17 protein-coding genes and 1 pseudogene are annotated in these 17,636 nt (G+C 37.8%); 17 read left to right on the top strand and 1 reads right to left on the bottom strand.

Going from position 1 to position 17,636, the window contains the following annotated elements; translation table 11 throughout:
- Window positions 1-73 precede the first annotated feature (73 nt).
- Window positions 74-1,678 carry an ABC transporter ATP-binding protein gene (locus CP363_RS04625; RefSeq protein WP_098035895.1) on the top strand — a complete coding sequence of 535 codons (1,605 nt, stop codon included), beginning with the start codon at window positions 74-76 and terminating at the stop codon, window positions 1,676-1,678.
- A gap of 148 nt (window positions 1,679-1,826) precedes the next feature.
- Window positions 1,827-2,567 (top strand): PAS domain-containing protein, encoded by a 741-nt coding sequence (locus CP363_RS04620; protein WP_054832838.1) that lies wholly within the window; start codon window positions 1,827-1,829, stop codon window positions 2,565-2,567.
- A gap of 43 nt (window positions 2,568-2,610) precedes the next feature.
- Here the strand turns inward: CP363_RS04620 and CP363_RS04615 are convergent, their stop codons facing one another.
- Window positions 2,611-2,922: a hypothetical protein gene (locus tag CP363_RS04615; protein ID WP_061205181.1), complete on the bottom strand. Its 312-nt coding sequence runs from the start codon at window positions 2,920-2,922 to the stop codon at window positions 2,611-2,613.
- Between the two features lie 254 nt (window positions 2,923-3,176).
- Here CP363_RS04615 and pnuC point away from each other — a divergent pair, with 254 nt between their 5' ends.
- From pnuC to CP363_RS04540, 15 genes and pseudogenes are all read left to right on the top strand, one after another.
- On the top strand, window positions 3,177-3,917 hold the full coding sequence (gene pnuC, locus CP363_RS04610) for a nicotinamide riboside transporter PnuC (protein ID WP_013086814.1): 741 nt from the start codon (window positions 3,177-3,179) through the stop codon (window positions 3,915-3,917).
- Between the two features lie 103 nt (window positions 3,918-4,020).
- A pseudogene (locus CP363_RS04605) lies at window positions 4,021-4,470 on the top strand (DUF3290 domain-containing protein).
- A complete protein-coding gene (locus CP363_RS04600; RefSeq protein ID WP_005720683.1) occupies window positions 4,470-5,117 on the top strand; it encodes a DUF421 domain-containing protein in 648 nt (215 codons plus the stop codon). Before CP363_RS04605 ends, CP363_RS04600 begins: the two are co-directional and overlap by 1 nt.
- 1 nt (window position 5,118) lies before the next feature.
- Window positions 5,119-5,940 carry a hypothetical protein gene (locus CP363_RS04595; RefSeq protein ID WP_060462234.1) on the top strand — a complete coding sequence of 274 codons (822 nt, stop codon included), beginning with the start codon at window positions 5,119-5,121 and terminating at the stop codon, window positions 5,938-5,940.
- A 15-nt stretch (window positions 5,941-5,955) separates the two neighbouring features.
- The gene (locus CP363_RS04590) at window positions 5,956-6,912 is read left to right on the top strand and encodes an exonuclease domain-containing protein (RefSeq protein ID WP_098035894.1); all 957 of its coding nucleotides are present in this window, start codon (window positions 5,956-5,958) and stop codon (window positions 6,910-6,912) included.
- Window positions 6,913-6,921: 9 nt separating this feature from the next.
- Window positions 6,922-7,776 carry a DNA/RNA non-specific endonuclease gene (locus tag CP363_RS04585; RefSeq protein WP_098035893.1) on the top strand — a complete coding sequence of 285 codons (855 nt, stop codon included), beginning with the start codon at window positions 6,922-6,924 and terminating at the stop codon, window positions 7,774-7,776.
- A 56-nt stretch (window positions 7,777-7,832) separates the two neighbouring features.
- Window positions 7,833-9,260, top strand: a complete 1,428-nt coding sequence (locus tag CP363_RS04580) for a C69 family dipeptidase (RefSeq protein ID WP_057726832.1) — start codon at window positions 7,833-7,835, stop codon at window positions 9,258-9,260.
- Between the two features lie 255 nt (window positions 9,261-9,515).
- Entirely contained in the window at window positions 9,516-10,604 is a 1,089-nt protein-coding gene (locus CP363_RS04575) for an ABC transporter ATP-binding protein (protein WP_061205184.1), read from the top strand.
- On the top strand, window positions 10,604-11,470 hold the full coding sequence (locus tag CP363_RS04570) for a carbohydrate ABC transporter permease (RefSeq protein ID WP_005720695.1): 867 nt from the start codon (window positions 10,604-10,606) through the stop codon (window positions 11,468-11,470). Before CP363_RS04575 ends, CP363_RS04570 begins: the two co-directional genes overlap by 1 nt.
- Before the next feature lie 3 nt (window positions 11,471-11,473).
- A complete protein-coding gene (locus CP363_RS04565) occupies window positions 11,474-12,298 on the top strand; it encodes a carbohydrate ABC transporter permease (RefSeq protein ID WP_005720697.1) in 825 nt (274 codons plus the stop codon).
- Window positions 12,282-13,577, top strand: coding sequence for an MBL fold metallo-hydrolase (locus tag CP363_RS04560; RefSeq protein ID WP_098035892.1), 1,296 nt, complete (start codon window positions 12,282-12,284; stop codon window positions 13,575-13,577). Before CP363_RS04565 ends, CP363_RS04560 begins: the two co-directional genes overlap by 17 nt.
- A gap of 53 nt (window positions 13,578-13,630) precedes the next feature.
- Window positions 13,631-14,932 carry an extracellular solute-binding protein gene (locus tag CP363_RS04555; RefSeq protein ID WP_005723945.1) on the top strand — a complete coding sequence of 434 codons (1,302 nt, stop codon included), beginning with the start codon at window positions 13,631-13,633 and terminating at the stop codon, window positions 14,930-14,932.
- Between the two features lie 118 nt (window positions 14,933-15,050).
- Window positions 15,051-15,968 carry a magnesium transporter CorA family protein gene (locus CP363_RS04550; protein WP_005726582.1) on the top strand — a complete coding sequence of 306 codons (918 nt, stop codon included), beginning with the start codon at window positions 15,051-15,053 and terminating at the stop codon, window positions 15,966-15,968.
- A 15-nt stretch (window positions 15,969-15,983) separates the two neighbouring features.
- On the top strand, window positions 15,984-16,928 hold the full coding sequence (locus tag CP363_RS04545) for a serine hydrolase (RefSeq protein ID WP_065990829.1): 945 nt from the start codon (window positions 15,984-15,986) through the stop codon (window positions 16,926-16,928).
- Between the two features lie 132 nt (window positions 16,929-17,060).
- Window positions 17,061-17,636 carry a TetR/AcrR family transcriptional regulator gene (locus CP363_RS04540; RefSeq protein WP_005723949.1) on the top strand — a complete coding sequence of 192 codons (576 nt, stop codon included), beginning with the start codon at window positions 17,061-17,063 and terminating at the stop codon, window positions 17,634-17,636.

Below are 17,636 nucleotides of genomic sequence, written 5' to 3'. Positions count from 1 at the left end.
TTATCGTATCTAATTGAGAAAAAGACAAGCTAGCGGGTATAATGTTTCTAACGGGATAGAAAAGGAGAAATTAATGAGCCTGAAGTACGCTAAAAAAAGCCAAATTATTAGCTATACCATTTTGGCCGCAATCAAGGCCTGCAACATCGTCTTTGTAGCTTATATGGTACAAATTATGTTGAATGTTGCTTCGTCAGGATCGCATGATTATCTGCATTTGATTCGCCTGGCTGCTTTGACTTCCTTAGGTCAGATGTGTTTTATGGCCAGTAACTTTGTCTATGAAACGGTAAAGATGGGCATTATTCGTGACGTGAATATGACCTTTAAGCGCGCTAACTTGCGTTATTTGGTTGATCAAGGTGAGCCTGATATCAAGAGCGGTTTATCACTGATGACCAACGATTTAAAACAGATTGAAACTAATCGGATAACGGCACAATTGGATATGATTTTCCAAGGTTTGTCGTTTTTCGGGGCAATTACTTTTGCTTTTTATAGTTCATGGCAGATGACCCTAGTATTTTTGATTGCTACGCTTGCGCCAGCATTAGTTCAAATGCTTACTAGTCCTATCATTACACGTAAGTCCAAGATTTGGGCAACGACTAACGCTAACTATACGCAAAATGTGTCCGATTCATTAAATGGGGCACAGGCTACCAAGCTTTATAACGTGCGCACCAACATCGTTACACGAGCAGCTGGTGCGGCCCAGGCAATGGAGAACGCTCTGCGTAATATGACATTGACTCAAGCTTGGGCACTAGAATTAATTTATTCAGCTGCTGAATTGTTTTGCTTCATCGTACCATGTACTATTGGCGGTATTATGATGATGCAGGGAAATTTAAAGGTGGGTACATTAGTAATGATGGTCGATTTGGCCTTGAACTTTATCACGCCAATCGTGACTCTTTTTAACGAATTTAACCAAGTCAAGTCGACTGTGCCAATGTGGGAAAAGACCCAGCGCGCTTTGCATCACGTGCTGAAAGATGATAAGCAGAAGATCGATCATTTTGATGGTATGGAGGTTGAACAACTATCTTATGTTACAGGTAGTGATCACAAACGCATCTTTGAGAATGTGAACTTAACAGTTAAGCCGGGTGAAAAAGTTCTATTGATGGCGCCAAGTGGTTGGGGCAAGACCACCTTGCTTCGCTTGCTATTAGGTTTGAGAAAGCCCAAAGATGGTAAAATTTTGATTAATGGTACGGATGTAACGGGAAATTGGGATGCTGCCCACAATTATTTTTCCTATGTTAATCAAAAGCCATTCATGTTTGATGATACATTGCGTTTCAACATTACGTTAGGACGTAAAGTGAGTGACGAGCATTTGAAAGAAGTTATTCATGAGGCTGGTCTAGATGAATTGGTAAAGGAACAGGGTCTAGACAAGGCTGTAGGTGAAAACGGTAGTGGCTTGTCGGGTGGACAAATCCAAAGAGTAGAAATTGCCCGTGCGCTTTTATCAGATCGGCCGATTTTGCTAGCTGATGAAGCGACAAGTGCACTTGACCCCAACTTGTCGTTAGGCATTCATAAGACGCTGTTGAAGAATCCACGTATTGCTGTTATTGAGGTGGCTCATAAGATTTCACCAGAAGAAAAAGCGATGTTTGACGTGATCATTCATTTGGACACTCATACAATTGAGACAAAGATGTAAAGAGTTGATCGTTGATCAGCTCTTTTTATATAAAATAATATATAATTTAGCTAGCGAAAATATTTTATAAAATATATTAAAATCGTTGAACTGAAACCACTTACATCATATAATTAGGTTAACAGAGTTCATACGAGGAGGTTTTACTATGGCTGAACCAAAATGGCTTAAAGATATGAATGCCGATGAATACTTAAAAGAAGATTTTGATGCAAAGGGCAAGTCTAAATATACAGTTGAGGGAATTGATAAAAATGATCCTGATTGGTTAGATAAAGCCGCTAAGAAAGTTCATGCTGCAGAAGGTGATGATTACGTCAAGCTTGATGCAGGTTTGTTAACTGTTAACCAACTTAATTGGATGTTAAGGAATACTATCGGTGAAATGACGTTTGTTGACGATAACAACCAATTTTTGTGGTATAACCGTCCAACTGATCCTAACAAGAAGATGCTGGCTAAACGTACGCCAGATCAAGTTGGTGATACGATGGGAGCAGTTCACCCAGATGTCCGCGATGTTATTCCAGATGCTAAAAAGGTGGTTCATGCTTTGCGGACCAAGCATGAAGGTCATGATGATGTTTATATGCCAGTGCCAACAGGTAATTTAAAGAAATTGGTTTTGCACTATTATAAGCGTGTAGAAGACGACCAAGGCAACTATGCTGGTATTTATGAATGGGTACAAGACTTATATCCGTTGGTTAAGTATTTCTGTGAGACTACTGGTCAAAAGTTGGTAGTAGACGATGACGCAACAACTGGTGCAACTTATCGTAGAAATTCTGATCCAGACGCCGCAACTGGTGCATCAACTAAAGCTGCAGAAGTTAAAGAAGAAAAGCACGAAGAACCAGATACTACAACTGGTGCTTCGCAACATTAATATCAATTGCAATTAAAAAAGTGACTCAATCGAGTCGCCTTTTTTAATTAGATAATCTGACTGCGATCATTATTTCATCAGGCAGATTTTCACAGGTGATATTCTCCTTAGGATAAGCAAAGTAAGGAAAAACTTCGTAATTTTCAGGAAGATGAGTGTTGATAAATCTCTTGAGCTGGTGGTGAGTGATAGTTTCATTTGCTGCCAGGTTAATTCCAGAATAAGTGCCAACCATGTTGCCTTCAGGATCGTAATAGTTGATAGGCAATTGGTAGTTTGGAGTGTTAGTTGCCTTAGTAGGAAGAATTTGTTGGAATATTTTTTGAGGAACATAAATTAGTTTGTTTTTTAGCATATATATACACCTCTATCATTTTTGTGACATAGTGTCATTTTACTAAAAAACATAGTTTTAAGCTACTTTTTAATTTTGACTACAACATATAGATATAGTTTATGCTAATAGCACAATATTTGGTTGAATTCAATCTTGTATAAAATTTATCTTTCTATTAGGATAGATATCGATGTGCTTTTTTGTATAGCACGGATAAGGCACAAGATCTTGTATTTTGCGACCTAAAATAAAAAAGGGGAATGTTGAATAGGATGGAAAGAAAACACGAAAATTATTTTGTTTGGCTATTTAATCAATTGAAAGGCTGGCCAGTTCAAAATTACTGTTTATGGTTTTTTGCGTTTGGATTTCAATTAGCTTTGCTGATTCAAGGCAAAATTACAAGCGTAACTTTGATTACTTTTATTGGTACGCTTTTGGGTACACTTTGTGTATTGGCAATTAACGCTACTAAGGCAATTAATGGTTGGTTGGGGTTGATTTCAGCTGCTTGTTTTATCTATGCAGGTTGGTCAGCTAAGAATTATCTTTCCATTTTTGAACAGATTGCTTATATTGCAACTTTAGATTTACCAGTTATCATTGCCGTTAGATCATGGAATGACGATACTAAGAATCATTTGAGAAAATTTGGTTCAAAGGAATGGCTTATTGCTATTGTTGGAACTTTACTTGTTTATGTTGTATCCGGCTTTTTGATTGGTAAATTTACCAATGATCCTCGTCCTTGGATTGATGCTATTAGTTTTGCTATTTCATTAACTGCTGGGATCATGTGCTTTATGCGTTACAACAATCAATACTTTTGGTGGACTGCTAGTGGCGTCTTCCAGTTGATTCTTTGGGGCGTAACTTATGCTCAAGGTGATGCAAACTTAGCCATGGCAATTAATTCATTGATCTATGTAATTAATGATGTGTTAGCCTTCACTGTTTCACCATGGTTTAACATGGGCCGTCGCAAAGCTGGATTAAAAGAAATTCAAAAATAATTAATAATAGTGAAAAGTGAATAATTTCTAGTAAAAGTAGTACGAAAGTGCTACTTTTTTTCTGTGTTAGAATGAAAGAAAAATATGAAGGGTGAGGTAGAGCATGACCTTTTATACAATGAAATATATTCAAAATAACTAGAATACTAATCAGGCAGTATTATATGCTTTGATGTTGGTGGCGGCGTTAGCAATGATAATTTTTGCTTTGCTATATTTACATAACCGTTTTGCAACCAAGTATCGCGATTTGGGTATTATTGCCTTATTATTTTTGCTTTTGTTTGCCGGTACGCAATATGAAAAATATGTGCAACTTAATACGCAAAAATCACAGGCGATTCAAATCGTGCCATTCATCAAATCGATTGCTAAAGATGAAAATGTTTCGACTTCTGATGTTTTAGTTAGTTCAACGGTTTTAACTAATGGCATGATCGTAAGGATTGATTCTAAAAATATTGATTATCAGTTAAACCTTAATGATGATCGCAATACTTACACATTAACGCAGGCCCATGTAATTGATCATAAAGTAGAGGTAATAAAATAATGCAGCTAGATTACACACAATTATTCATTAAGTTTGCTCTCGGTATCTTAACTTTAATCATTCAAATCAATGTCTTTGGTAAGTCTAATCTGGCTCCTACGACTGCATTAGATCAGTTGCAGAATTATGTTTTAGGTGGAATTATTGGTGGCTTGATTTACAATCCTAGTATTACAATTCTTCAGTTTTTCCTAGTTCTAATTGTTTGGACGTTGGTTGTTTTTATTTTGAAATTCAGCCGTGATCACAATAATTGGATTAGAGGGATTATCGATGGTAAACCCGTTCAGGTAATTAAAAATGGCAAGGTGCTAGTTGGCAACTGCATGAAAGCAGGAATCTCCGCTAATGAATTAATGTTTAAATTGCGCAGTCGAGGTATCTACTCTGTTGAAAAGATTAAGAATTGTATCTTTGAGCAAAACGGGCAATTAACTATTATTGAAAATGATGAAGCTAACATTCGTTTCCCAATAATTAGTGATGGTCAGGCTAATATTGATGTCTTAGAGTTGATTCACAAAAGCGAAGCTTGGTTACAGCAACAAGTTGAAGAGGCAGGTTATAATAGTATCAGTGATGTTTTCTTAGGAGAATACATTAATGGACAATTACGCTTGACAGGTTATTCAAAGGGAAAGAGATAAAATGGCAGATTTAGTGACAGCAAAAAAATGGCTGAAAAATGCTAACACGGTGATCGTAACGGCTGGTAATGGCATGGCCAAAGAAGAGGGACTAGATATCCTAAGTGAAGAAGGCTTTGATGATCAATTTGGCAAAATTGCAGATAAGTATGATGTGCATACAATTGGGGATGCATTAGATAAGAGGTTTGATACTTGGAGCGAGCAATGGGCTTTTTGGAGTGAGCTAATCAACGAATATTCCTTACAATATGAGCCTAGTGAGACGATGCTTGCTCTAAAAAAGCTAATTCGTGATAAAAAATATTTTATTGCGACCAGTACATTCGGGCACTTTTTTGAAAATGCAGGCTTTAATGAAAATCGAATTTTCAATGCCTTTGGTGATTGGACTAAAATGCAGTGTTCTAGCGGGATTAATCATGGTCAAAAGGATAACCGTGAAGTAGTAGAACGCTTTATGACGGCAATTAAGAACGGCAACGTAACGACAGATTTAGTACCAAAGTGCGAGGACTGCAATAGCCCAATGGAATTGCATATGCCGCTGAATGCTAACTTCTTCCCTGATACCGATGCTAATACGCGTTTTCGTTGGTTTCTAACGGGAGCCGAGGACAAGAATGTCGTAATTTTGGAATTAGGCGTAGATGAGACCAGTCCTCAATTACTTGATCCAATGGTAAAGCTAGTGCAGCAATTTCCTAATTGGCATTATATTGCCGCTGATTTAGCTGATGCAGATTTGCCAGCTGATCTTAAGAAACGAGCAATGGGTTTTGATAGCAATTCGCACGAGATGCTGATGAATTTGATTAAATAATTAAATAGGTGAAGAATGAGTATTTACATAAAAAATGGAATTTTACATGTAACCGGTGCGCAAGACAAGTTGCGTAAAAAAGGACAGGAAAAGCCTGACTTTTTGACCAATTATACAATGCTTGATATTGAAACAACGGGCTTATATCCTTACCGCGATCGAATTACTGAATTAGGTGGGGTTAAGGTACGTAACGGTCAAATTGTTGATCAATATACTAATTTGGTGAAGTTTTCCAAGAATAATTCTGTTCCTGCTTTTATTACTAAGCTAAATGGAATTACTGAAGAGCAAATTGTGAAGGAAGGGATTCCGGCTGAGCAGGCTATTCGTGAATTTCGTGAGTTTATTGGTGATGACGTTATCATTGGGTATAACGTCAATTTTGACTTGAACTTTTTGTATGATTTAAGTCAAAAATATGGCTTACCAGTGCTTGATAATGATTACGTTGACGTATTGCGTTTGGCGCGGACATATTATCCACGCGAGCGCCATAACCGTCTGCTTGACTGCGTGCAGCGGGCTGGAATTGCTCAAGTTGAGGCTCACCACGGTTTGCAGGATTCTCTTGATACGATCAAGGTTTATGATGACTTTGCCCAGCACTTTACTGATGATTTATTGGAAAAGGCACAAAGCAAGATTAAGAATATCGACCTAACTACTGGCGAATTGGATTATGTTGACTTAGGTTGGCACAATCCGGTTCAAAATAAGAATATCGTTTTGTCTGGCAATATTCATATGAACGAAGCTGAAGCGGGCAAGATGATCAACAATATGGGCGGCCAAGTTGACAATTCAGTGTTAGCAACGACTAATTACTTAATCATGGGTGATCAAGATTTCTTTAGAAAAGATAATCAGGATTTGAATGCAGCACGTGATTTGATCAAAAATGGTGCTAAGATTAAACGTTTCTCGGAGACCTTTTTCTTAAGCATGCTTGATGATTGGGCTCGTAGTTAGAGGAAAAAGATGACACGAAGAAGACGAAAAAAACAAGGAACGGTTGTTTCATCATTAATTGTCTTAATCGCGATTTTATGGGGAGTTTTTACTAAAGTTGGCAGCGATCCAAATGGCAGCCAGTTTTTGCGTGACTTTACTGGCAATAATGATGAACATGTAACTAATACAATTAGCGATGCATCAAAAGCCAAGACCAATTATGGAGGTCTATCGCCAACTGATTATCAAAAATTAGCTAATTTGAATTTTAAGAGTGGCAGTCGCGCTTATACCGAAGTCAACCATGATAAGTCGACTTTGGTCAAAGGCGCATGGAAGATAAATCGGGTGATTTACTCTAACCTTGATTCATTGAATCGAACATCGCGCTCTAATACAGCCTTTTTGGAAAAGCGCAATGTGGCTAATGATAGCTTGCGAGTAAGGCAATATGTTGAACCGACTGGCTGGCACTATAATCACCGTAACGGTACCCAAATCTATAATCGGGGCCACTTGATTGCCTATTCAGTCTCAGCTGGAATTGATCAAAGCGGCAATTATGATCCACGCAATCAATCAGGGGACCAAAATAATCCTAAGAATTTATTTACGCAATCCGCTTATTCTAACCAAAAGATTCAGACTATTTTTGAGGCTAAGGTTAGGAGAGCACTGCGGCAGAATAAGCGTGTAATTTATCAAGCAACTGCTGTTTTTCGTGGTAATGAGTTAATGGCCCGCGGCGTGAATTTGCAGGCCGTTTCAACTGATGGCAGTTTAAACTTCAATGTCTATCTCTATAACGTGCAGCCCGGTTATGTTTTTAACTATAATAACGGTCGAGCAAAAGTTGATCGGCAAATGCAGGTTAATGAGTAGTAGAATTAATAATATGAAAAATTATTACTGAAATAAAAAAGGAAGTATAAACAATAATGAAAAAAGATAACTGTACTGCAATGCTAGTTGGTAAGGACGCTTCAATCGATGGATCAACCATGATTGCGCGTGACGAAGACGGTTATGGTGGCATTAACGAAAAAGTTTTTGTGGTAAACCCAGCCCGTCATTATGATGAAGATTATGTATCAAAATATAACGGCTTTAAGATGCACCTTGAGGGCGATGGCTGCAAATGGACTGCTGTCCCTACTGCTGATGATTCAGAAGGTCGCTGGGACGAGCAAGGCATTAACGAATATAACGTTGCCATGTCAGCCACTGAAACTGAAGCTACTAATGCTCGCTGCTTAGGACATGATCCTTTAGTAGCAAATGGAATCAACGAAGACTCAATGGTTTATATTACTTTGCCATTCGTGAAGACTGCTCGTGAAGGTGTTAAGCGCTTAGGGCAATTAATCGAAAAATATGGTACCGGTGAAAGCAACGGTATTGCCTTTTCAGACAACAAGGAAGTTTGGTATCTGGAAACTGGCGCGGGTCACCAATGGGTTGCGGCTCGTGTTCCTGATGATTCTTACGCAATTTGTCCTAACATCATGGTGATTCAAAATGTTGACTTTGATGATCCAGATAACTTTATGTATTCAGCTGGTATTCGAGAATTCGTAGAAAAGAATCATTTAAACAATAGTACTGACGGTAGCTTTTCTTTCAGAGATATTTTTGGTACTAAGGATGAAGCTGATGCTTTTTACAATACTCCAAGAACTTGGTATGGACAGAAGTTGTTTAATCCAAGCATTGAACAAGACCCAACTAGTCAAGAAATGCCATTTACGCGCGTTCCCGAAAAGAAGATTGGTGTTGAAGATGTGCAAAGATTTTTAACTAGTCACTATAACGGTACACCATACGATCCAATGGACACTTTTTCATCTGGTTCAGAAAAAGAACAAAAGATGTTCCGTTCTATTGCTTTAGACAGAAACCAAGAATCAAGCATCTTGCAAATTAGAAATGATGTTCCTGCCAAGATGGCTGCAATTCAATGGATTAATATGGGCTTTTATGCATATTCACCATATGTTCCTTTCTACACCAATATTGAGGATACACCACTTAACTATAAGGTGGCAGATCATATCGTTGATCCAGATAGTAGTGCTTACTGGTTGTATAAAACTTTACAAGTGCTTGTTGAACCACGCTATCACCAATATATTTATGAGGTAAACGCCTATCGTGATGATTGTCAAAGCTACGGTATTGGCCGAATTGATCTTATTGATGAAAAAGCTAAAAATATGGAAGGCAGAGAGCTTATTAAATATTTAACTAGCGCTAATGATGAAACTGCTGGTGTGATTACCAAAAAGACTAAGAGCTTGATGAGCAAGTTGGTTCGTCAAGCCTTGAATAGTTCAAAATATCAATTTGAACGTGGAGATAACTTATGATACAAAAAGCCATGACTAATTCATGGCTTTTTTGGTACCTACCACAATATTTAGTAAACCCGAATTTTTAAAAAGAAATAAGTGAAAAATAAAAGCAAATGCGAACAAAAGCCGAATACTTGCTGAGAAGCATTTCACAAAGTCGTTGAAACCCCGAATTTCAAATGAAAATTATTTGTTATTTTCGTATATTTAGCTTAGAATTAATAGAGAAATTTAAAAATTTAAATCAATATATAGTGGTGCGTGAAACTTATGAATGATGAGAAATTCGTGGAAGTAAAGAACCTTAAAAAGGTTTATGATAACGGTCATGAAGCAATCAAGGATGTTAGCTTTTCCGTAAAAAAAGGTGACCTTGTATGTTTGCTTGGCCCATCTGGTTGTGGTAAAACAACCATCTTAAATATGCTAGCTGGTTTGCTTAATCCAACTAGCGGTGACATCCTTTTTGATGGCAAGTCAGTTGTTAACGTAGCACCTAAGGATCGTCAGATCGGCTATGTTTTCCAGAACTATGCCTTATATCCACATATGACTGTACTTCAGAATGTAATGTTTCCTCTGACTGTGGGCAAGCAAAAGATGCCTAAGGATGAGGCGAGGAAGATTGCTGAAAAATATATGGCAACGACCCAGATTACCGAACTTGCTGATCAAAAGCCGGGCAATTTATCTGGTGGTCAACAGCAGCGTGTAGCTATTGCCCGTGCTTTAGTGCAACAACCTAAGATTCTGCTGATGGATGAACCATTGAGTAACTTGGATGCACGTTTACGGTTGAAGATTCGTGAAGAAATTCGTGCTTTAGTTAAAAGTGTGGGTATTACCACCTTGTTTGTTACTCACGATCAAGAAGAAGCCTTGTCAATCGGTGATAAGATTATTCTCTTTAATAATGGTGTGATCCAACAAGATGACTTAGGACAAAACTTCTATCTTGAACCAAATAACTACTTTGTTGCTAATTTTGTTGGTAATCCTGTGATTGATAACTTTAATGTAAAGGTTAATGGCGGCAAGATTACTGGCTCAGATTTTGAAATTAACGTGGGCGATTTAGACAAGGATCGTTTTAAACGTGACTTAACTGACGGCGAGTACGTTTTATCCGTTCGTCCAGAAAATATTTTGCCAGTTGAAGAAGATGGTGCAGTTTCAGCTAAAGTTGATGATGTCGAATTAATCGGTCGTGAACGAATTTTGAAATTTACCCATGATGGGGTACAAGCTCGTTCATTAGTCAACCTTGAGACACCAATTAAGCCTGGTGATAATATCAATTTGAAGATGCGTCTTGATCGAGTATTCCTGTTTACTAAGGAAGGAGAGCGTGTCTACTAATGAAGAGCAATCAGAAAAAGGCGTGGCTCTTTTTAGCGCCAACAATTATCTTTGTTACTTTCTTTAGTATTTATCCAATTTTGCGGGCCTTTGTAATGAGTTTTCAAAGCGGCTCGTTAATTAATCTGAATTGGAGCGGCTTCAGCAATTATCAATATATCTTTAGTGATCCAGAATTTTGGCGGGCAATCAAGAATACTATTTTGTATGCCCTAATTTCTGTGCCAGTTGCTTTGGCTATTTCAATCATGTTGGCCTGGTTTATTTTCAGCAGGATAAAGCATAAGTCATTCTTTGAAACGACTTTCTTTATGCCATATGTTACGTCAACTATCGCTATTGGTATCGTATTCCGTTATATTTTTAACGGTGACTATGGTTTGCTTAACTTCTTGCTCAAGGCAGTTCACTTGCCAACACCAAACTGGATTGATGATCCAGCGATGTCATTGACGACAATTATCATCTTTGGTGTTTGGACTTCTTTAGCTTTTAACATCGTTATCTTGATGGGGGCTTTGAGAAACATTGACCCTAATTACTACACAATTGCGGATATGTATGGCGCAACTGGTACTGAAAAGTTCTGGCGTATTACAATGCCGCAGCTTGTGCCAACGATCGCATTCTTATTAACAATGAATATCATTGCTGCATTTAAGATTTATACATCTGTTTATGCTTTATTCAATGGACAAGCAGGTGTTGGTAACTCAGCTACAACTGCAGTGTTCTACATCTATAACAAGTTCCAAATTGTTGGTACTCCAGGTGTAGCGATGGCCGCAACGGTTGTCTTATTTATCATCATTATGTTTGTCACATTCTTGCAACGCAAGATGATGAAGAAGATTGGAGGACAGTAAAGGATGAAGAAGATTCGTTGGGGCACTTTGATTGCTTATATTATTTTAGCGATTTTCGCAATCATTACTGTCTTTCCATTCATCTACATGATTTTGGGTGGATTAATGAGTTTTAGAGAAACAACCACTATTCCACCAACAATCATTCCTAAGCATTTTGAATGGTCAAATTATGCCAAAGTATTCGCCCAAGCTCCATTTGCTCGTTACTTCCTAAACACTTTTATCACAGCTAGTGTAACGACAATTGTGAGTTTGTTTAACGCCTTGCTTGGTGCTTTTGCCATGGTTAACTTGAAGTTCAAGGGTAAAGGTGTTGTTCAAATGGTACTTTTATCATTATTGATGGTGCCTGGTGAAGCAATTATCTTTACTAACTACAATACCATTGCCAGAATGGGCTTGTTGAACACTTATATTGGTTTGGTATTGCCATTTTTAACTTCAATTTTCTACATGTACTACTTGCAAAGCTACTTCGGTTCAATCTCACAGACAATTTATAAAGCTGCGATGATTGACGGAGCGAGTGATTGGGAATATATTTGGAAAATTTTGGTGCCAATGTCTAAAGGTGGCTTGTTCACCGTTGCTTTATTAAGTTTCATTTCTGGTTGGAATTCATTCCTCTGGCCATTATTGGTAACTAACGAAGACAGCATGAGATTGTTGAACAATGGTTTAACTTCATTTGCATCTGATGCAGGTAGTGAAACTCAACTTCAACTTGCTGCTGCCACATTGACTGTTTTGCCAATCTTGATTTTGTACTTCATCTTTAGAAAACAAATTATTCGAGGAGTAGTGCGCAATGACCTTAAAGGATAAAACGACAGTAACTTTTTATAATGGTTTAACCACAATTGGTGGACCGATGATTGAAGTGGCCTATAACAAGTCGCATGTATTGTTTGACTTGGGGGAAGTTTATCGGCCAGAGTTAAAATTGCCAGATGAAAGTTATCAAACTCTGATTAAAAATAAATTAATCGGGGATGTGCCTAATTTTTACGATCCTAAATTGACGGGTAAGCCAATTGATACTGACCGCTGGGAGCATGCGGCGGCCTATATTTCGCACCTACATTTGGATCACAGTAAGGCAATGAACTTTTTGGCCCCAGAAATTCCACTTTATGCAGGTCCAATTACAGCTCATTTATTGCCAGCCTTGAATGAAAAGGGCGACTTCTTGCTTTCTGCTGCAGGTCATGATCGGACTTATACTCGTCCAATCATCGCGGCAGAATACAAGAAACCAATTAAGGTGGGCGATATTATCCTGGAAATATATCCTAGTGATCATGACGCTTACGGTGCTACTGGTCTATTAGTTAAGACACCGGATAAGCAAATCGCCTATACTGGCGACATTCGCTTGCATGGTTATCATCCAGATTGGGTGCGGGACTTTATGCAGGCAGCTAAAAATAGCGATATGCTAATCATTGAAGGCACTGGCGTTTCTTGGCCAGAAGAAAAGCATGATGAAAACAGTGAAGAGTTTACTGGCCCTAAGAATGAAGTAGAACTAACTGAAGAAATCGTGCGCCTGCAAAAGGCTAACCCTGAACGCCAAATCACTTTTAATACTTATCCTACTAATGTTGAACGATTATTGCGAATCATTGCCGATTCACCAAGAAAGGTCGTTTTACATGCTCAGCGTGCCCATTTGATTAAGGAAAGTTTGGATGAAGACTATCCTTACTATTACATGCCTAATGAGGAGCACTATGCTGACCTTAAGCCAGAGCTAGAAGTTACCTATGATGAGCTTTTAGCAGATAATCATAAATACATGTGGCAAGTTGTCACCGATTATGATAAGCTGCAAAAGGGTGGTTTGTATATCCACTCAAATGCTGAGCCATTAGGGGATTTTGATCCTGCCTACAAACCATTTGTAGAGGCTTTAGCTAACAATGATATTGAGTATAAGGCGTTGCGCTGTTCAGGCCATGCCGATGAAAAAGAACTCAAGGAAATCATTGCTGGGGTTCAACCAGCTGTTTTAGTACCGGTGCACACATTGCATCCGGAGCTGGAAGAGAACCCATATGGAGAACGGATTTTACCTAAACGTGGTCAAACAATCACGCTTTAGTGAATCAAAAATATATTGTTGTTTAGTTTTATTTTTTGGGAGGATTTATCCAAATGAAGTTTAGTAAGAAACTTACTATGGCTGCCGTTGCTACTTTGGCCCTAGTTGGCACTGCTGCTTGTTCAAAGAGTGGCAATTCTTCTTCATCAAGTTCAGAGAAGATTCCATCAAAGATTACTAAGAAGACTACAGTTGTCTTCTGGAACGCTATGCCGGGAGTACAAGGTTCTACTTTAAAGCAATTAACTAATGAATTTGAAAAGAAGAACCCTAAAATTACTGTTAAGCTTGAAAACCAAGGTGCATACAATGATTTGCAAGCTAAGATCAACTCAACTTTGCAATCACCAAATAACTTACCTACTATTACTCAAGCTTATCCAGGTTGGCTTTGGAACGCAGCTCAAAACAAGATGCTTGTAAACATGACCCCATATATCAACAACAAGAATGTTGGTTGGGGCAGTGCAAAGGCATCTGACATTAGAACTGAACTTCTTGATGGTGCAAAAATTAAGGGAACTCAATACGGTATCCCATTTAACAAGTCAATTGAAACTTTGACTTACAACAAGACCATGTTTAAGAAATATGGCATCAAGAAAGTTCCAACTACTATGGAAGAACTTAAGGATGTTTCAGAAACTATCTACAAGAAGAGTAACCACAAAGTTGTAGGTGCTGGTTTTGATTCACTATCCAACTACTACACTCTTGGTATGAAGGACGAAGGCGTGAACTTTACTGATAAGATTAACTTCAGTGGTTCAACTTCAAAGAAAGTTCTCAACTTCTATGCAGATGGTATTAAGAAGGGTTACTTCAGAGTAGCTGGTTCAGAACACTACCTTTCAGGTCCATTTGCTAACGAAAAGGTTGCAATGTTTGTTGGTACTTCTGCAGGTGAAGGCTTTGTTAAGCAAGGTGTAGGTAACAAGTTTACTTATGATGTTGCTCCACGTCCTGGCAAATACACCATGCAACAAGGTACTGATATTTACATGTTTAACCACGCTAGCGCTGAACAAAAAGCTGCTGCATTTAAGTACATTAAGTTCTTAGTATCTAAGTCAAGCCAAATTAAGTGGGCTAATGCTACTGGTTACATTCCTGTAAACACTAGTGCAATCGAATCTAGTGAATACAAGAATAACAAGAGCATCAAGCTTCCTGCTAAACTTGAAGATGCTATGAAGAACTTGTACAGTGTTCCTGTTGCTAAGAATTCAAATGCTGCATACAACCAATTGAACAGCATTTTGCAAAATATCTTTGCTGCAGCCCAAAAGGGTCAAAATACTAACAGCCAAATTAATACTGGTAAGCAAAAATTTGATGCTGCTTGGAAGCAATAAAATTAAATAGCAATTAGATTTCAAAGAGCAGACCGTAAGGTCTGTTTTTTTGTGGAAAAAGAATTGAGAAAAATGGTACCATTTACTAGGTAATAAAATAAAAGTTGAGGTGAGCTGGTTGATTAGACAACAAAATTTTCCGGTAAGAACAAAGTATAAGTGGTATGACATCAATAATTTAAGTGAAGAAGACAGTGAGAGATTGCAGCAGGATTTTAATTTTACGCCTGACATTATCTCTTATATTTCTGACCGTCACGAACGTCCTCACTATGACTATGACGTCCATACTAAGAGCCACTTGCTTGTTTACGATGTGCCAATTTGGCCGACCAACACGATTAAGCACTTTACCTCACACCCAATCACTTTTTTAGTAGTGGGTGAAAATATCTTTACTTTCCATACAGAATCAACCAGCTATGTGTTTGATGAATTCAACGATGAACATATGCGGGAGCGTTTGTCTGAAGCTAAAGATGTTACTGAGTTGTTGATGCTCTTTTTCCTATATTCATCACAATACTTCCAGCGTGCCGTAACGCAACTTGACGTTGAACGTAACAGCCTAGATCAGAAGTTGTCTGATGACATTAACAATAAAGATTTGGTGGAACTTTCGAATATTGAAAAAAGTTTAGTTTATTTATCAAGTTCAATTCAGACGGATTTAATCATGTTGCATGGCCTGAATCACAGCAAATTAGACTTCACTAAAGAAGCCAGTGAACGCTTGGATGACGTCTTGATTGAATCAAGCCAGTCTGCAGAAATGGTGCAGATTTCCCAGCAGGTAACTAAGACTTTATCAGCTACCAGTAATAATATGATGAACAATAATTTGAATGACACCATGCAATTCTTAACTGTGTGGTCATTGGTATTAACTATTCCAACTATTTTAACCGGTTTTTATGGTATGAATGTTAGTCTACCAATTTTAAAAAATTCATTTGACTGGGTTTTAATCATTATTTTGATGGTTGTTTTAATGGTTTGGTTAGTCATTTTGATGAAAAGGCATCATTTCTTCTAAAATTGAGGCGTTTTAATGAAACATAAAATATTAATTGGTTCTTTAATTGTGACTTTATTTGCATTCATTTTGTATACATCAAACATAAAGCGGGTGGAAAACGCGCAGTTAAAGATTGTTGACCCAAATAACAGCAAGGTCGCTAAGAATAAAAAGAAGACCAAGGAGCCAAAGGTTAAAAAATTAGAAAAGCCTAAGGAGCCCAAGGTTAATTCGATTGAATATTCTAACCATGTTAAAGCTCAAAAAGGCAGTAATCAGAAGCTAGTCAAGCAAATCAAAAAAGTTATGGGCATTGATGATAGCTTCCAGGTAGTAGCACAGGATTTAACTAACTCTAGTCACTTTGCCGTAGTTTCTAATACTAATAAGGCTCATGACGCAGGAAAAACAATGCGGTTATTTTTACTGATCGCCTTGTATGAGCAAGAACAAAAAGGCAAGATGGGGTCGCGAACTGCGATTAAGATTAGCAAAAAAGACAAAGCCAAGGGTGATAAGATGTTTCAAGTTGGTATTACCTATGGTGTAAGTTATTTGCGCAGCGCAATGCTTAAAGGTAACAAAACTGCAGCTAGTGCCTTAACTAGAAAAATTGGAGTTAATAATATTGACCAAGTTGCTAAAAAAATGGGTGCCACTCAAACTAAGGTCAATTCAAATATGACTGGTCAGACAACAGCTAATGATTTAGCTAAGACAATGATTGGCTTGTATCAAGGTCGGGTATTAAATCGGCAATATGCTAGCCGAGTTTTAGCAACCCTAGCTAAAGAGCGACCAAGTTTAGTTTCTGGCTTAAGTGGCGGCATTTATGCAATTGGTGATGATGATTTTGCTGTCGCAATTGTACAGACTAACGGACGTGCTTACTGTATGTCTGTTTGGAGCACGCAACACAAGAATTTTAATAAATTGGGCAAAACGGTTAATGCTTGGTTTATAAAAAAGCATAAGTAACGGAAATGATGAAGTCCGAGAAGGCTTCATTATTTTTTTATAGAAAAAATAAATTATTTACACTATGTAGATTGTAATCTTCACACTGTAGGTGTATATTATTTACTATGCTAAGACAAAGGAGGGATGAAAATGGCACAGAAAAGAAATCTTGATCTGGATAAAATAATTGATCAAGCTACTGAATTAATTTCTAAAAAAGGACTGACAGCTACAACTTTGCCAGCATTGGCTAAGGCGCTCGATGTCCGCTCACAGTCGCTTTATCATTACGTTTCCGGACGCAAACAATTGCTATCACTAGTTGGTGCAAGACGGATTAAGATCCTACGTCATGAGTTGATGAATGATTTAATTGGTATGTCAGGTAGGGATGCATTGCTTAAGTTTGCGGATGTTGTGCGCGACTTTTTATTAAGCGATCCGGCTTTATCAAGTATTCTGTATCATTTGAACGAATATCCAAAGGATGCGGCCATCAATCAAGAAATCTTGGATTTAATTAAAATGGGTGAAAGACTTAATTTTAAAAAAGAAAGTGTCATTTCATTTCATGCTTTAATTGGCGCCGTATTAGGGTACGTTTTTTTGGATAAATCGAAGTCTTTTGGAGATGAAACAGAAGATGAATCTAATCGTAATTATCATGAAATGATTTTACGACTTGTAGAACCAGTACCTGATTTACAACAAATAGGGAGGAAATAG

The organism is Lactobacillus sp. UMNPBX12 (assembly GCF_002553955.1).
Lineage (GTDB): Bacteria > Bacillota > Bacilli > Lactobacillales > Lactobacillaceae > Lactobacillus > Lactobacillus crispatus.
The sequence above is the reverse complement of the archived record's forward strand: the minus strand, read 5'-3'. Positions and strand labels throughout refer to the sequence as shown.

Bases quoted from the DNA above. Each gene is read 5' to 3' on its own strand.
- CP363_RS04585 (WP_098035893.1), top strand. From the start codon at position 6,922: ATGACACGAAGAAGACGAAAAAAACAAGGAACGGTTGTTTCATCATTA.
- CP363_RS04560 (WP_098035892.1), top strand. From the start codon at position 12,282: ATGACCTTAAAGGATAAAACGACAGTAACTTTTTATAATGGTTTAACC.
- CP363_RS04625 (WP_098035895.1), top strand. From the start codon at position 74: ATGAGCCTGAAGTACGCTAAAAAAAGCCAAATTATTAGCTATACCATT.
- CP363_RS04540 (WP_005723949.1), top strand. From the start codon at position 17,061: ATGGCACAGAAAAGAAATCTTGATCTGGATAAAATAATTGATCAAGCT.
- CP363_RS04620 (WP_054832838.1), top strand. From the start codon at position 1,827: ATGGCTGAACCAAAATGGCTTAAAGATATGAATGCCGATGAATACTTA.
- CP363_RS04600 (WP_005720683.1), top strand. From the start codon at position 4,470: ATGCAGCTAGATTACACACAATTATTCATTAAGTTTGCTCTCGGTATC.
- pnuC (WP_013086814.1), top strand. From the start codon at position 3,177: ATGGAAAGAAAACACGAAAATTATTTTGTTTGGCTATTTAATCAATTG.
- CP363_RS04565 (WP_005720697.1), top strand. From the start codon at position 11,474: ATGAAGAAGATTCGTTGGGGCACTTTGATTGCTTATATTATTTTAGCG.
- CP363_RS04555 (WP_005723945.1), top strand. From the start codon at position 13,631: ATGAAGTTTAGTAAGAAACTTACTATGGCTGCCGTTGCTACTTTGGCC.
- CP363_RS04580 (WP_057726832.1), top strand. From the start codon at position 7,833: ATGAAAAAAGATAACTGTACTGCAATGCTAGTTGGTAAGGACGCTTCA.
- CP363_RS04570 (WP_005720695.1), top strand. From the start codon at position 10,604: ATGAAGAGCAATCAGAAAAAGGCGTGGCTCTTTTTAGCGCCAACAATT.
- CP363_RS04575 (WP_061205184.1), top strand. From the start codon at position 9,516: ATGAATGATGAGAAATTCGTGGAAGTAAAGAACCTTAAAAAGGTTTAT.
- CP363_RS04545 (WP_065990829.1), top strand. From the start codon at position 15,984: ATGAAACATAAAATATTAATTGGTTCTTTAATTGTGACTTTATTTGCA.
- CP363_RS04615 (WP_061205181.1), bottom strand. From the start codon at position 2,922: ATGCTAAAAAACAAACTAATTTATGTTCCTCAAAAAATATTCCAACAA.
- CP363_RS04595 (WP_060462234.1), top strand. From the start codon at position 5,119: ATGGCAGATTTAGTGACAGCAAAAAAATGGCTGAAAAATGCTAACACG.
- CP363_RS04590 (WP_098035894.1), top strand. From the start codon at position 5,956: ATGAGTATTTACATAAAAAATGGAATTTTACATGTAACCGGTGCGCAA.